Here is a 13,735-nt window from a genome sequence, read left to right on the forward strand (position 1 = left end):
CCGCCCTTTGGAAGTATTGATTTTGGATCAGACAGCTTTTTTCAGCTTCTCAACCAGATCGACTTTTTCCCAGCTAAAGCCTCCGTCGGCCTCGGGGGCGCGACCGAAATGGCCATAAGCAGCGGTGCGTTCGAAGATCGGTTTGTTCAGGCCCAGATGCTCGCGAATGCCACGCGGGGTCAGGTCCATTTCCTGTGCAACAGCGCGTTCGATCTCGGCCTCGGGAACAACACCGGTGCCGTGGGTGTCGACATAGATCGACAGGGGCTTGGCCACGCCGATGGCATAGGACAACTGCAGGGTGCAGCGTTCGGCCATGCCCGCCGCGACGATGTTCTTCGCCAGATAGCGCGCAGCATAAGCGGCCGAACGGTCCACTTTCGTCGGATCTTTGCCCGAAAACGCGCCGCCGCCATGCGGGGCTGCGCCACCATAGGTGTCCACGATGATCTTGCGGCCGGTCAGGCCAGCGTCGCCATCGGGTCCGCCGATCACGAACTTGCCGGTTGGGTTCACGTGCCATTCTGTGCCGCCGTTGATCCATTCGGCAGGAACGACTTCACGAATGTAAGGCTCGACCACGGCGCGCACATCGTCGCTGGACATGGATTCGTCGAGGTGTTGGGTGGACAGCACGATCGAGGTGACCTCGACCGGTTTGCCGCCTTCATAGCGCAGCGAAAGCTGTGACTTTGCATCCGGGCCAAGCGTTGGCTCGGTTCCGTTTTTACGCACCTCAGCCAAACGCTTCAGAATGGCGTGCGAGTACTGGATCGGGGCGGGCATCAGCTCGGGCGTTTCGTTCACCGCGTAACCGAACATGATCCCTTGGTCGCCTGCACCGTCGCGGTCCACACCTTGGGCGATGTGGGCCGATTGTTCGTGCAGGAAGTTCATCACACGGCAGGTGTTCCAGTGGAACTGCTCTTGCTCGTAACCAATGTCGCGAATGCAATCGCGAGCGATCTGGGCGATCGAGCCCATCATCACCTTCAGACGCTCGGGATCGGACAATCCGACCTCGCCGCCGATGACAACCATGCCGCTGGTGGCGAAGGTCTCGCATGCCACGCGCGCGTTCGGTTCTTCGGTCAGGAAGGCATCAAGCACTGCATCCGAAATACGGTCGCACACCTTGTCTGGGTGCCCCTCGGATACACTTTCCGAAGTGAATGTATAGTTCTGTCGTGACATGAAACATGCTCCATTTAAATCTGCCCGCCACGCCAGGAAGCCGTTGTGACGGTGGTCTGGATTGATATCCGCACTTTAGCCCAAAAGGTCAATGTGAAAAGCGTCTACGCGACAAAACAGCCATGAACGCGGCGCTGGCTAGCAACAGGGAAAGCGGCCAATCGCCTACGCGCGCGTAAAGAGTTTCGCCCCCCACCGCGGGCAGTCGTGCATCTAGAAAGCCCGCCTGCCCCAAGGGCAGATAGGACCGAACCTGTCCACGAACGTCAATCGCTGCACTGATCCCAGTGTTGGCAACGCGAATGACTGGAAGGCCGAATTCGATCGCGCGGAAACGTGCTTGGACGAGGTGCTGTTGCGGTCCCGAGAAGTCGCCGAACCACGCATCATTCGTCGCCTGCAAGATCCAGTCTGGGCGTTCGGGCGCATTGCGGATGTCGCGAGGGAAGACAGCCTCGTAGCAGATCAAGGGCAGCACTTTGCCCAAGACGCCCATGTCCAGCACAACTGGCCCCGGCCCGGCCGAATAGCCTTGCCCATATTGCGCGGCGAAGGCACGGATCCCGATGCGGGTCATTGCATCGCCAAGCGGGACGTATTCGCCGAAGGGGACAAGGTGATGCTTGTCATAGACCGGGTGCGCGATGCCATCTGTGTTCACCTGCACAAGGCTGTTGAAATAGCGCAACTCCTCGGCCCTTTGGATGCCCATCAGAACGGGCGGGCCGTCTGCAGCCTCGGCAATCAAAGGGAACAGGCGTGTCGCATGCCGCATCAGATACGGCACCGAGGTTTCGGGCCAGATGATCAGATTTGGGCGCGCACTTTCGGGCGGGGCCGCCGTCAGTTCCAACTGGCGGTGAACGAAGCTTTCCGCAAAGTCGGGATCCCATTTCTGATGCTGGGGCGCGTTGGGTTGGATCAGGCGGAGCGTGTGGGGGGTGTCTTCTGGCAGAGATGAAGGCGACAGAACGGTGCCCAGCCCCAGTGCCAGCGACAGAGCCATCACTCCCGCCGCGCCTTTTAGGTTTCGACCAATCAACACCGCCGCCAACAAGGCCACCCAAATCGCGGTCAGGAAGCTCAGCCCCGAGACGCCCACCCAGCTTGCGATCTGCGCCATAGGCGTATCGATCCACACTAGCCCCGGCCCACCCCACGGAAAGCCCGTGAAAAGCATGCCGCGTAACAGCTCGCCCCCCGCGAGTCCTGCAGGCCAGAACAGCCACCCGAAGCGGATATCACCAGCAAGCCAACGTGCCACGCCCCAGCCCAGCGCCCAGAGCAGCGCCAGCCCGCCTGCCATACCCAGCAGCGCGAAAGGTGCCATCCATCCATGGCGCTCGGGCTCGACGAAGAACGGGTTGACCAGCCAGCTCATCGTGAGGGTGAAGTAGCCCAGCCCGAACAGCCAGCCCTGTAGCGCCGCGGCGCGCGGGGTGGGGCTGTGTCGCCAGAACAGAAACGCGGTCAGCAGCCCCACCAGCGTCGCCGCCCAGATCAGAAACGGCGCCTGCCCCAACGCAGCAATGGCACCCGCCAACAGCAACAGAATAACCCGCACCCGAGGGCGCGCGGCCAGTCGCGCCACATGGGCGTCAATGTCAGGCATTCTTTGCTGACGCGTCATCCGCGCTGGCTTCGGCAGCTGCGTGCGCGGCAGGCATCGGACCCGGAACACGCAACCGCAGACGCTTGATGCGACGAGGGTCTGCGTCGACGACTTCGATCTCGGCGCCGCCGGGATGGGCGATCACCTCGCCACGCGCAGGCACCTGGCCGCAGAGGACGAACACCAAGCCGCCCAAGGTCTCGATCTCGTCGTCATCGGCCTCGTCATGCTGAAGGCGCACGCCAGTTTCAGCCTCGAATTCGTCCAAAGGCGTTTTGGCCTCGACCAGATAGCAACCTGGCTTTTCTTCGATCCACAACTTACCTTCTTCAAGGTCGTGCTCATCTTCGATCTCGCCAATGACCTGTTCGATCAGGTCTTCGATGGTCACAAGCCCGTCGACCCCGCCATATTCGTCAATGACCAGCGCCATGTGAATGCGCTCGGTCTGCATCTTTTGCAAAAGCACGCCAATAGGCATCGAGGGCGGAACGAACAGAAGCGGGCGGATCAGCTTGCGCAAGACAAAGCGGACCGACTTCTTGCCGGGGTTACCGTTAAATCCGTGGTTTAGAGCAAGGTCTTTCAGGTGGACCATCCCAATCGGACTGTCCAAAGTCCCATCGAACACGGGCAGGCGCGACAGGCCGCTTTCGCGAAACACGTCCACAAGCTCGTCTTTCAGGATATCGACGGGGGCCGACACGATCTCGGATTTTGGGATCATTACGTCTTCGACGCGCATCCGTCGAAGGTTAACCATGCCAGGGGCCGCCATAGGTAGTGTCCCATTGCCAGCGTGCTTGGTACCAGCAGGCACGACCTTATCTGGTTTGCTGGGGCTGCGCGCACCGAAGATGCGGCTGAAGAATCCCGGCCTGTGATGTTGTATTTCATCCTGCAGCGCGCTTTGCGCTGCCTTAGAAGATCCGTCTGCGGTGTCGCCCATTGGTCCTTTTCCAGTTTCGCGCGAAAATGCGCCCTTACTCTTCATATGGGTTGGAAATGTTCATCTTGCCAAGGATTTCAACCTCCAAACCCTCCATAAGTGCCGCATCTTTGTCGTCAATGTGATCATAACCCAACAGATGGAGCACCCCATGCACCAAAAGATGGCTTACATGGATGGAGAATTCCTTACCCTGCTCATCCGCCTCGCGGGCGCAGGTTTCATAGGCGATGGCGATGTCGCCCAGTTCGGGGTCTTCTGGCGGCAGGGGATCACCGCCCGCGTCCTCGGCCGCGCGTTCATCAGAGGGCCAGGACAGCACGTTGGTCGGCGTGGGCTTGTCGCGAAAGTCGCGGTTCAGGTCTGCGATGCGTGCATCGTCACAGGCCAGAAGGCTGATTTCGAATCCGTCCCCGAAAGGCGGTGACAGCTGAAGATGGTCGATCACCGCCTGCGCCGCCGCGTCTGCCAGAACTGACAGGCCCGCAGCCTCCCAGCGGGGGTCTTCGAAAACAACGTCTACCAGCATTTTACTTGTCACGCGCTCGCTTGACGGCGTTCGCCATCGCCTTTTGCGAGGCCTCGTCATACGCCTCAATGATCTTGGCCACCAGCGGGTGGCGCACCACGTCTTTCGAGGTGAAATAGTTAAAGCTGATCTGGTCGATCCCCTTCAACAGCCCCTCGGCATCGCGCAGACCGCTGTCCACGCCGCGTGGTAGATCAACCTGAGACCGGTCGCCCGTGATCACCATGCGCGAGCCTTCACCCAGACGGGTCAGGAACATTTTCATCTGCATGGTGGTGGCGTTCTGCGCCTCGTCCAACACGACAAAGGCATTCGCCAGCGTGCGCCCACGCATGAAGGCCAACGGAGCGATCTCGATCTTTTTCTCTTCGATCAGCTTGGTGACCTGCTTCGAGGGCAGAAAATCATTCAGCGCATCGTAAAGCGGCTGCATATACGGGTCGACCTTGTCCTTCATGTCACCCGGCAGATAGCCCAGTTTTTCGCCTGCCTCGACAGCCGGACGCGACAGGATCATGCGATCCACATGCCCGCCAAGAAACATGTTCACGCCGACTGCAACCGCCAGATAGGTCTTACCCGTACCTGCCGGGCCAATCCCGAAGGCCAATTCGTTGTTGAACAGGCTTTGGACATAGGCCTTTTGCGCCTCGGTGCGTGGTTCAATGGTCTTCTTGCGGGTCTTGATCTCGACGTCGCTGCCCTTGAACATCTCCATCTGATCGCCGTCGCGGGTGCCGGTGCCGTCCTGCGTTCCGCCCATGCGGATCTCGGCGTCAATGTCACCGGGCTCGACCGCTTTGCCGCTTTCAAGCCGCGTATAGAGCGCACTCAGGACTTCGCCCGCCTTTTCGCGCGCGTCCATCTCGCCCATCACGACAAGCTGATTGCCGCGTCGGACAATCTGAACGCCCAGATGGCTTTCGATGTGGGTCAGGTTGCGATCAAACTCGCCGCACAGATCAATAAGCAGGCGGTTGTCTGGAAATTCCAGCAGCACTTCGGGGGTTACTGGGGTCTCGGGTGCTGCGGTCAGGTCTGCTATTCCCAAATGGGGTCTCCTGTCAGGTCTATACCCTGATCGTGCCAAGAGCGGACGAGACAAGCAAGCCCCATCCGCAAAACTTCATGCGATTGTCATGTGATCGCCGGGTTGCCGGATCAGTCCACCAGCTTTCCGGCAAGCGAATTTGGGCCGCTGTCGGTGATGCGCACGCGCTTCAGATCGCCCACGGCCGCGTCACACTGAACGTGTACCGCGTGCAGGTGATCGGATTTGCCGACCATCTGGCCTTCAAGACGGCCTTTCTTTTCAAACAGTACGCCGACCTCTTGGCCGACCATGCTGTTCTGAATGGCACGTTGCTGTTCGGTGATCAGCGCTTGCAGACGATACAGGCGTTCGGATGCCACCGCGTCATCTACCAGCGCACGCTCGGCCGCCGGGGTGCCGGGGCGGGTCGAGTATTTGAAGCTGAAGGCTTGACCGTAATTCACTTCACGGATCAGGTTCATCGTGTCTTCGAAATCCTGATCATCCTCTTCCGGGAAGCCCACGATGAAGTCGCCCGAGATCAGGATGTCCGGACGCGCCTCGCGAATCCGTTCGATCAGACGTAGATAGCTTTCGGCCGTGTGGCTGCGGTTCATCCGCTTCAGGATCTTGTCCGAACCCGACTGAACCGGCAGGTGCAGATAGGGCATCAGTTTTTTGCAGGTGCCATGCGCCTCGATCAGATCGTCACTCATGTCGTTGGGGTGCGAGGTTGTGAAGCGGATACGCTCCAACCCGTCGATCTCGTCCAGCGCCCAGATCAGTTTCGCTAGCGACCAATCGCCATCCGGTCCAGCGCCGTGATAGGCGTTCACATTCTGACCCAAGAGGGTGATTTCACGCACGCCACGTTCGACCAGCTCGCGCGCTTCGCGCAAGATGCGTTCGACCGGGCGGCTGACTTCGGCCCCGCGGGTATATGGCACCACGCAGAAGGCGCAGAACTTATCGCAGCCTTCCTGAACCGTCAGGAATGCGGCAGGCGCGCGCTTGGCCTTGGTGCCGCGCAGCTTGGGCAGGTGTTCAAACTTGTCTTCTTCAGGGAAATCCGTATCCAGCGCCTTTTCGCCCTTGGCGACCTGCTCCATCATCGTGGGCAGGCGGTGATATGTCTGCGGGCCAACCACAAGGTCGACCATCGGCTGACGGCGCATGATCTCTTCGCCCTCGGCCTGCGCGACGCAGCCCGCGACGCCGATCTTCAGATCGGGTTTCTCGGCCTTCAGGCCTTTGAAACGACCCAGTTCGGAATAGACCTTCTCGGCGGCCTTTTCGCGAATGTGGCAGGTGTTCAGCAGGATCATATCCGCGTCATCCGGCGTCTCGGTCTGCTCATACCCGTCCGCGCCCAGCGCTTCGGCCATGCGTTCACTGTCATAGACGTTCATCTGGCAGCCATAGGTGCGGATGAAGAGTTTTTTCTTGTCGGACATGGCGCGTTTCCCAAGGTTTTTAGCAGCACAAGCTCAAGTTCCCGCCTGTTACAGCAAAGGGATCAGGCCCGCAACGCTTGCAAAACAGGTTGATTTCATGAAATTTCTGTCGGCAATCGGCAAGAACCTGCAATTCAGCGGGACACCAACTGGGGCACATCATGCGGTATAGCAACCTTCATAAGTTCCTTCAGTCCTCAAGGTCTGTCTTGGCCAAAGGCCCCGTTGCGATGATCTTTGTCGAGGATCTGGTCGAGGTTGAAAGCACCATCCGCCACCATCATAACGCCGGGTTTCGGGCGGTTATGGTCTTTACCCCGGATGCGTTGACCCTGCCCGAAGAACTGGAAAAATCCATTCACCGCATCAGTTTCGACACAACTGCGACTGCCGTCGTAGACGCCGTCAATCAGGTGATCGAGGCCGCCCCCGGCACGTGGCTTTATTACTGTTTCAACGCCGAATACCTGTTTCACCCGTTTTGCGAATCCCGCACCGTGGGCGAGCTGTTGGCCTTCCAAACCGAAGAACGTCGCGATGCGGTGCTGAGCTATGTGGTGGATCTGTATGCTGACGATCTGGGCCAGTTCCCGAACGCGGTATCTCTGGACCACGCCTGTTTGGACAAATCGGGATACTACGCGCATGGGCGCAAAGGTCCGGATGGCGACGCGCTGGACCGCCAACTGGATTTCTTCGGCGGCTTGCGCTGGCGATTCGAGGAACACGTCCCGGCAAACGGCCACAAGATCGACCGCGTATCTCTGTTCAAAGCCAAGCCCGGCCTAAAACTGCGCCCAAACCACACGTTCAATGACGAAGAATACAACACCTATTCCTGCCCGTGGCACCACAATATCTCCGTTGCCGTCGCCAGCTTCCGCACCGCCAAAGCGCTGAAAACGAACGCCGGGTCCAAACACGACGTCCACAGCTTCAACTGGCACAACACCACGAAATTTCAGTGGCATTCGCAGCAGCTTCTGGATTTGGGGCTGATGGAACCGGGGCAGTGGTTCTAGGCAGCGTTTCCATTCGGCCTGAGTTTCGTTAAATACCCCTATCCGACACACGAGCACCCGCTGCGTTACCGCCTCGGCCTCGTCCATTCATTCCCAGACATCACGAGGTTCCTATGACCGAAGTCACGCAAGGCGCGAAGGTGCGCATTCACTATACTGGCACGCTGGAAGACGGCAGCGTTTTCGACAGCTCTGAAGGCCGCGATCCGTTGGAGTTCGAAGTGGGCTCGGGCATGATTATTCCCGGTCTGGACAAGGCGCTTCCCGGCATGAAGGTTGGCGACAAGAAGAAGGTCACCATCGCCCCGGAAGAGGCCTATGGCCCCAGCCATGACGAAGCCATTCTGGAAGTTCCCCGCGCCGACATTCCTACCGAGATCCCGCTGGAAGTTGGTATTCAGCTGCAGATGTCCGGCCCGCAGGGTCAGCCCGTTCCGGTCACCGTCACCAACCTGACCGACGACACCGTCACGCTGGATGCCAACCACGCGCTGGCTGGCAAAACCCTGATCTTTGATTTCGAGGTTGTCGGCATCGGCTGACGCTGTCGAAAAACAACAAGGCCGCGCGCAAACGCGCGGCCTTCAGGGGCGTTGCCCCTCGCGCCAAAGGCGCTCACCCCAGGATACTTGTGACAAGAAAAAGAGCGGATGTGGGTTAGCTGCGGCGCAGGCGGATCACCACGTCGACTTTCGCGATCTCGGCCCCTGCGGGCGCTTCCGGCAATTGCGCGATCTTCAGATCTTCGTCCGGCGCATCCATCAGCTCTTCGGTGTCTTCCCAGAAGAAATGCGGATGGTTGGTGACGTTCGTGTCGAAGTAGCTGCGCGCGCCGTTCACTGTGATTTCGCGTAGAAGCCCGGCATCCGAGAAAACTCGCAGCGTGTTATAGACCGTCGCAAGCGACACCTTGTCCGCACCATCGCGCGTCGCCTCATAGAGACTTTCGGCGGTGACGTGGCGGTGTTGGCCATCCCCAATCAGCAGATGTGCCAAGGCCAGACGCTGCCGCGTTGGACGCAGCCCAGCGCTGGACAACCATTCGGCTTCGGTCTGTCGTTTTTCCTGCATCATGATCTGGCTCTTCTAACATCAAACAGATGGTTCCAAGCGAATATAAGGGTTCTGGGCGACAAGCGCCAATAAAAACTGGTCTTTCCCGTCCAGATCGCCGCTGCGCGCCCTCACCTGCCCTTGCGTCGGGCTTTGCGCGGGTGCTAGAGGGTGTGAGACTGAAAACACACAAGATATGGGGCGAAGATGGCGGACTATCCCACAAGCTTTGGCAAGGAAGACCTTTTGAAATGCGCAGCGGGCGAGCTGTTTGGCCCCGGCAATGCGCAGCTTCCGGCCCCGCCGATGCTGATGATGGACCGCATCACCGAGATCTCGGGCGATGGTGGCGCGCACGGAAAAGGCCACGTTCTGGCCGAGTTCGACATTACCCCCGACCTATGGTTCTTCGACTGCCACTTCCCCGGCAACCCGATCATGCCCGGCTGTCTTGGCCTTGATGGCCTGTGGCAGCTGACCGGTTTTAACCTTGGCTGGCGCGGCTGGCTGGGTCGCGGCTATGCGCTGGGTGTGGGCGAAGTGAAGCTGACCGGCATGGTCCGTCCCGATCGCAAGATGCTGACCTATAAAATCGACTTCACCAAGGCGATCCAAACCCGCCGCCTGACGATGGGCGTTGCCGACGGCATCGTCGAGGCCGACGGTGAGGTGATCTATCAGGTGAAAGACATGAAGGTCGCGCTGAGCGAGAGCTGAGAACCTGAGGGGTTCGGTTACGACACCCGCTCGACAACCGACAGGCACATCCTACTACGGCGGCACCTCTTGTGCCGCCGTTTTGCGTTCAGGGAAAGAGCACTCCTCCACCTGATCAAATCGGCAAGGCTGTTAGATCAGGCACCACCCTTCCCGCCTTGCACCGCCCCCACCAATCCCCTACTAAGAATTGAACGTTTTAAAGGGAGGCCACGCATGCGTCGTGTCGTCGTTACCGGTCTGGGCATTGTCTCGGCCATCGGGAACAACAAGGACGAGGTTCTGGCCTCGCTCAAGGCTGGCAAATCCGGCATCACCGCCAATGCCGACATGGTCGAGCATGGCTTCCGCAGCCAGATTGCGGGCATGCCGAATATCGACATCAAGGAACATGTGGACAAGCGCGCGCTGCGCTTCATGGGGCCGGGTGCGGCCTATGCCCATATCGCGATGGGTCAGGCGATCGAAGACGCAGGTCTTGGCGAAGACGACGTGGTGAACCCGCGCACGGGTCTTGTGGCTGGCTCGGGCGGTCCGTCGACCAGCGCGATGTTTGCTGCCCACCAGACCGCGTTGAAATCCGGCGCGACCAAGCGCATTGGGCCGTTCGCGGTTCCGAAATGCATGGGCTCGACGATTTCCGCCAACCTTGCGACCGCCTACAAGATCAAGGGCATCAACTATTCGATCACCTCGGCCTGTTCGACCAGCCTGCACTGCATCGGTAACGCAGCCGAGCAGATCATGATGGGCAAGCAGGACGTGATGTTCGCGGGCGGCGGCGAGGAACTGGACTGGACTCTGTCCTGCCTCTTTGACGCGATGGGTGCGATGTCGTCGAAGTATAACGACACGCCCGGGAAAGCCTCGCGCGCGTTTGACGCCGACCGCGACGGGTTTGTAATTGGCGGCGGCGGTGCCATTCTGGTTCTGGAAGATCTGGAGCACGCGAAAGCGCGCGGCGCGAAGATCTACGCCGAAGTCACCGGCTATGGCGCCACTTCGGACGGACATGACATGGTAGCGCCGTCCGGTGAAGGTGGTGAACGCGCTATGCGTCTGGCGATGGACATGCTGCCGGAAGGCCGCAAAGTGGGCTACATCAACGCCCACGGTACCTCGACCCCGGTTGGCGATGTGGGCGAAGTGGAAGCCGTGCGCCGCGTCTTTGGCGAAGGCTCGACACCTCCGATCAGTTCGACCAAGTCGATGACCGGCCACAGCCAAGGCGCCACCGGCGCGCAAGAAGCTGTGTACTGCCTGCTGATGCTGGATAACGACTTCATCGCACCGTCGATCAACGTCGAAAATCTGGACCCCGCCATCAATGAAGGCGAGATCGCGACGTCGCTGGTGGAAAACGCAGGTTTGGACAGCGTGATGACCAACAGCTTCGGCTTTGGCGGCACCAACGGGTCGATGATCCTAAGCAAGTATCAAGGGTGAGGAACTGACATGGCAGGGCTTATGCAAGGCAAACGCGGTCTCATCATGGGGGTCGCAAACCAACGTTCCATCGCTTGGGGCATTGCGCAGGCAATGGCCAATGAGGGCGCAGAACTGGCGTTCTCTTATCAGGGTGACGCGTTTGGCGGGCGGGTTGCCCCGCTGGCAGAATCGGTAGGCTCGGACATTCTGGTCGACATGGATGTCACGGACGACGACGCTCTGGATAAAGGGTTCGATGACCTGTGGTCCAAATGGGACTCGATCGACTTTCTGGTCCACGCGATCGCGTATTCCGACAAGAACGAACTGACCGGCCGTTTCGTCGATACATCACGTGCGAACTTCAAGCACTCGATGGATATCAGCTGTTACTCGCTGATCGAGGTCGCCCGCCGCGTAGCCCCCAAGATGACCAATGGCGGTACGATCCTGACGCTGACCTATGGCGGCTCGAACCGCGTAACACCGTTCTACAACGTGATGGGCGTGGCCAAGGCGGCACTGGAATCTTCCGTGCGCTATCTGGCCAACGACCTTGGCCCCGACGGCATCCGCGTGAACGCGATCTCGCCCGGCCCGATGAAAACACTGGCTGGCGCGGCCATCGGTGGTGCGCGTAAAACCTTCCGCCACACGGAACAAAACGCACCGCTTCGCCAGAACGCCACGCTGGAAGCCGTAGGCGGCACCGCTGTCTATTTGGCGTCCGACTATGGCAACTGCACAACGGGCGAGATCATCACCGTCGATAGCGGTTTCCACGTTTTGGGCATGCCGCAATCGGACAACCTCTGATCTGAAATCTCCGCGTTTTGAAAGGGCCCCAGTGATGGGGCCTTTTTTTTATGTGAGGTCCCTCTAGACCCCATTCCGGTTCTCAGGCTTACTGCACACAGAATTGCCAAGGGAACATAATCATGCAGACATTTACGGCCAATGACGGGTTGGAAATTGCCTATCGGGACGAAGGCGAAGGCCTGCCTGTTCTGGCCCTGTCGGGTCTGACGCGCAACTCGGATGATTTCAACTTCGTTGCGCCGCACCTGAAAGGCGTCCGTCTGATCCGCATGGACTATCGCGGGCGTGGGCAGTCGGATTGGGGTGATCACAAAACCTATACGGTGCCGCAGGAAGGGCTGGATGCGCTCTTTCTGATGAACCATCTGGGGATCGAGAAAGCCGCCATCCTTGGCACCTCGCGCGGGGGACTGATCGCAATGGGCCTTGCCGCCACGGTGAAGGACAAGCTCTTGGGCGTCTGCATGAACGATATCGGCCCCGAGCTTGCGCCAAACGGGCTAGACAACATCATGGGCTATCTGGGGCGCAAGCCTTCGGCCAAGACCATCGAAGAGGCCGCCGAGGCGCGCGCGAAACTCATGGCTGATTTCGGCTTCCAGAATGTCCCGATGCAGCGCTGGATCGAGGAATGTCACAACCTGTTTGAACAGGACAACAAAGGGCTAACCAACCGCTATGACCCCGCCCTGCGTGACGCGGTTCAGGACGCGGGCGCACAACCCGCCCCGGATCTCTGGCCCTTCTTTGACGCGATGGATGGGTTGCCGCTCGCGCTGATCCACGGCGAAAACTCGGACCTTCTAAGCGCCGAGACGGTTGCCGAAATGCAGAAGCGCCGCCCCGATATGGGCTATGCGAAAATTCCGGATCGCGGCCACGTGCCGTTTCTGGACGAACCTGAAAGCCTTGCCACCATCACCGAATGGTTGGAGAAAATGCGTTGAACATCAACGAGATCCGCAATGCCGCCCGCCGCAATGCGGGCCATGTCCGGCGCACGCCGCTTCTGACCTCGCCCTTTCTGGACGAGATCGCCGGACGGCGGGTCTTTGTAAAGCCCGAATGTCTGCAGCACACGGGCAGTTTCAAATATCGCGGGGCGCATAACGCGATTTCCCAATTGACGGCGGATCAGCGCGAAATGGGCGTGATCGCGTTTTCATCCGGCAACCACGCGCAGGGCATTGCGCTGGCGGCACGTCAGAACCAGACGCCGTCTACGATTGTGATGCCCTCGGACGCGCCGCAGCAGAAGATCGACAACACACGGGCGTTGGGCGCACGGGTCGTTCTGTATGACCGCGCAACTGAAAACCGGGACGAAATCGGCGCGCAGTTGGCAGAAGAGAACGAGCTGACCTTGATCAAACCTTTCGACAACGAGGCGGTCATCGCAGGCCAAGGCACGGTCGGACTTGAGATCGCCAACCAAGCCCGCGACGAAGGCATCCACGACGCACAGGTTCTGGTGCCCTGTGGCGGTGGTGGCCTGACGGCTGGCATCGCTTTGGCGCTGGACCACGAAGCCCCCGACCTGCAGGTGCGCCCTGTGGAACCAAAAGGCTTTGACGATGTCGTGCGGTCACTTGAAGCAGGAAAGATCTGCCGAAATGCTCAGCTAACCGGTTCCATCTGCGACGCAATCATTACCCCCACACCGGGGGAACTGACCTTCCCGATCATGCAGCGCCTGTGTGGTTCCGGGATCGCCGTCCCAGACGAAGATTGCCTGCGCGCCATGGCCCATGCCTTCACCCGTTTGAAACTGGTGATCGAGCCCGGCGCTGCCGTCGCGCTGGCTGCGGCCCTCTTCCAACCGCGCGAGATCAAGGGGGACGCAGTCATCGTCGTTGTGACTGGCGGAAATGTAGACGCCCCCGTTTTCATCGACGCCCTGAACCGCTTCGCCTGACCGGAGACCC

At 59.7% G+C, this 13,735-nt stretch carries 14 protein-coding genes and 1 riboswitch; of the genes, 7 read left to right on the top strand and 7 right to left on the bottom strand.

Going from position 1 to position 13,735, the window contains the following annotated elements; genetic code table 11:
- Positions 1-27: 27 nt before the first annotated feature.
- The 6 genes from metK to miaB all read right to left on the bottom strand — a co-directional run bounded on the left by metK (position 28) and on the right by miaB (position 6,771).
- Positions 28-1,194: a methionine adenosyltransferase gene (gene metK / locus G0Q00_RS07395; RefSeq protein WP_163037786.1), complete on the bottom strand. Its 1,167-nt coding sequence runs from the start codon at positions 1,192-1,194 to the stop codon at positions 28-30.
- Between the two features lie 6 nt (positions 1,195-1,200).
- Positions 1,201-1,249: riboswitch (SAM-SAH riboswitch) on the bottom strand.
- A 33-nt stretch (positions 1,250-1,282) separates the two neighbouring features.
- Positions 1,283-2,806, bottom strand: coding sequence for an apolipoprotein N-acyltransferase (lnt, locus tag G0Q00_RS07400; RefSeq protein WP_163037788.1), 1,524 nt, complete (start codon positions 2,804-2,806; stop codon positions 1,283-1,285).
- Positions 2,799-3,755, bottom strand: coding sequence for a hemolysin family protein (locus tag G0Q00_RS07405; protein ID WP_163037790.1), 957 nt, complete (start codon positions 3,753-3,755; stop codon positions 2,799-2,801). Before G0Q00_RS07405 ends, lnt begins: the two co-directional genes overlap by 8 nt.
- A 34-nt stretch (positions 3,756-3,789) precedes the next feature.
- Positions 3,790-4,284: an rRNA maturation RNase YbeY gene (gene ybeY / locus G0Q00_RS07410; RefSeq protein ID WP_163037792.1), complete on the bottom strand. Its 495-nt coding sequence runs from the start codon at positions 4,282-4,284 to the stop codon at positions 3,790-3,792.
- A 1-nt stretch (position 4,285) separates the two neighbouring features.
- Positions 4,286-5,335 carry a PhoH family protein gene (locus G0Q00_RS07415; RefSeq protein ID WP_163037794.1) on the bottom strand — a complete coding sequence of 350 codons (1,050 nt, stop codon included), beginning with the start codon at positions 5,333-5,335 and terminating at the stop codon, positions 4,286-4,288.
- A gap of 110 nt (positions 5,336-5,445) precedes the next feature.
- Complete coding sequence (miaB, locus tag G0Q00_RS07420) at positions 5,446-6,771, bottom strand: tRNA (N6-isopentenyl adenosine(37)-C2)-methylthiotransferase MiaB (RefSeq protein WP_163037796.1); 1,326 nt, start codon at positions 6,769-6,771, stop codon at positions 5,446-5,448.
- Between the two features lie 161 nt (positions 6,772-6,932).
- Between miaB and G0Q00_RS07425 the strand changes: the two genes are divergently transcribed.
- Positions 6,933-7,793 carry a hypothetical protein gene (locus G0Q00_RS07425; RefSeq protein ID WP_163037798.1) on the top strand — a complete coding sequence of 287 codons (861 nt, stop codon included), beginning with the start codon at positions 6,933-6,935 and terminating at the stop codon, positions 7,791-7,793.
- Positions 7,794-7,906: 113 nt separating this feature from the next.
- Complete coding sequence (locus tag G0Q00_RS07430; protein ID WP_163037800.1) at positions 7,907-8,335, top strand: peptidylprolyl isomerase; 429 nt, start codon at positions 7,907-7,909, stop codon at positions 8,333-8,335.
- A gap of 115 nt (positions 8,336-8,450) precedes the next feature.
- Here G0Q00_RS07430 and irrA read toward each other — a convergent pair whose 3' ends face one another.
- Positions 8,451-8,867 carry an iron response transcriptional regulator IrrA gene (gene irrA / locus G0Q00_RS07435; protein ID WP_163037802.1) on the bottom strand — a complete coding sequence of 139 codons (417 nt, stop codon included), beginning with the start codon at positions 8,865-8,867 and terminating at the stop codon, positions 8,451-8,453.
- Between the two features lie 186 nt (positions 8,868-9,053).
- On the opposite strand from irrA, the gene fabA reads away from it, so the two are divergent.
- From fabA to G0Q00_RS07460, 5 genes are all read left to right on the top strand, one after another.
- Entirely contained in the window at positions 9,054-9,563 is a 510-nt protein-coding gene (gene fabA / locus G0Q00_RS07440; RefSeq protein WP_142851970.1) for a bifunctional 3-hydroxydecanoyl-ACP dehydratase/trans-2-decenoyl-ACP isomerase, read from the top strand.
- 216 nt (positions 9,564-9,779) lie between these two features.
- Positions 9,780-11,009, top strand: a complete 1,230-nt coding sequence (gene fabB, locus G0Q00_RS07445; RefSeq protein ID WP_163037804.1) for a beta-ketoacyl-ACP synthase I — start codon at positions 9,780-9,782, stop codon at positions 11,007-11,009.
- Positions 11,010-11,018: 9 nt separating this feature from the next.
- Entirely contained in the window at positions 11,019-11,807 is a 789-nt protein-coding gene (locus G0Q00_RS07450; protein ID WP_163037806.1) for an enoyl-ACP reductase, read from the top strand.
- A 122-nt stretch (positions 11,808-11,929) separates the two neighbouring features.
- Positions 11,930-12,757 carry an alpha/beta fold hydrolase gene (locus G0Q00_RS07455; protein ID WP_163037808.1) on the top strand — a complete coding sequence of 276 codons (828 nt, stop codon included), beginning with the start codon at positions 11,930-11,932 and terminating at the stop codon, positions 12,755-12,757.
- Positions 12,736-13,725: a threonine/serine dehydratase gene (locus tag G0Q00_RS07460; protein WP_163037810.1), complete on the top strand. Its 990-nt coding sequence runs from the start codon at positions 12,736-12,738 to the stop codon at positions 13,723-13,725. The genes G0Q00_RS07455 and G0Q00_RS07460 overlap by 22 nt, the downstream gene beginning before the upstream one ends.
- The last annotated feature ends 10 nt before the right edge of the window (positions 13,726-13,735 follow it).

The organism is Aliiroseovarius sp. PrR006, assembly GCF_010500215.1.
Taxonomy (GTDB): Bacteria; Pseudomonadota; Alphaproteobacteria; order Rhodobacterales; family Rhodobacteraceae; genus Aliiroseovarius.

Coding starts and splice junctions, on each gene's coding strand:
- metK (WP_163037786.1), bottom strand. CDS start 1,194: ATGTCACGACAGAACTATACATTCACTTCGGAAAGTGTATCCGAGGGG.
- lnt (WP_163037788.1), bottom strand. CDS start 2,806: ATGCCTGACATTGACGCCCATGTGGCGCGACTGGCCGCGCGCCCTCGG.
- G0Q00_RS07405 (WP_163037790.1), bottom strand. CDS start 3,755: ATGGGCGACACCGCAGACGGATCTTCTAAGGCAGCGCAAAGCGCGCTG.
- ybeY (WP_163037792.1), bottom strand. CDS start 4,284: ATGCTGGTAGACGTTGTTTTCGAAGACCCCCGCTGGGAGGCTGCGGGC.
- miaB (WP_163037796.1), bottom strand. CDS start 6,771: ATGTCCGACAAGAAAAAACTCTTCATCCGCACCTATGGCTGCCAGATG.
- G0Q00_RS07425 (WP_163037798.1), top strand. CDS start 6,933: ATGCGGTATAGCAACCTTCATAAGTTCCTTCAGTCCTCAAGGTCTGTC.
- G0Q00_RS07430 (WP_163037800.1), top strand. CDS start 7,907: ATGACCGAAGTCACGCAAGGCGCGAAGGTGCGCATTCACTATACTGGC.
- irrA (WP_163037802.1), bottom strand. CDS start 8,867: ATGATGCAGGAAAAACGACAGACCGAAGCCGAATGGTTGTCCAGCGCT.
- fabA (WP_142851970.1), top strand. CDS start 9,054: ATGGCGGACTATCCCACAAGCTTTGGCAAGGAAGACCTTTTGAAATGC.
- fabB (WP_163037804.1), top strand. CDS start 9,780: ATGCGTCGTGTCGTCGTTACCGGTCTGGGCATTGTCTCGGCCATCGGG.
- G0Q00_RS07450 (WP_163037806.1), top strand. CDS start 11,019: ATGGCAGGGCTTATGCAAGGCAAACGCGGTCTCATCATGGGGGTCGCA.
- G0Q00_RS07455 (WP_163037808.1), top strand. CDS start 11,930: ATGCAGACATTTACGGCCAATGACGGGTTGGAAATTGCCTATCGGGAC.
- G0Q00_RS07460 (WP_163037810.1), top strand. CDS start 12,736: ATGGTTGGAGAAAATGCGTTGAACATCAACGAGATCCGCAATGCCGCC.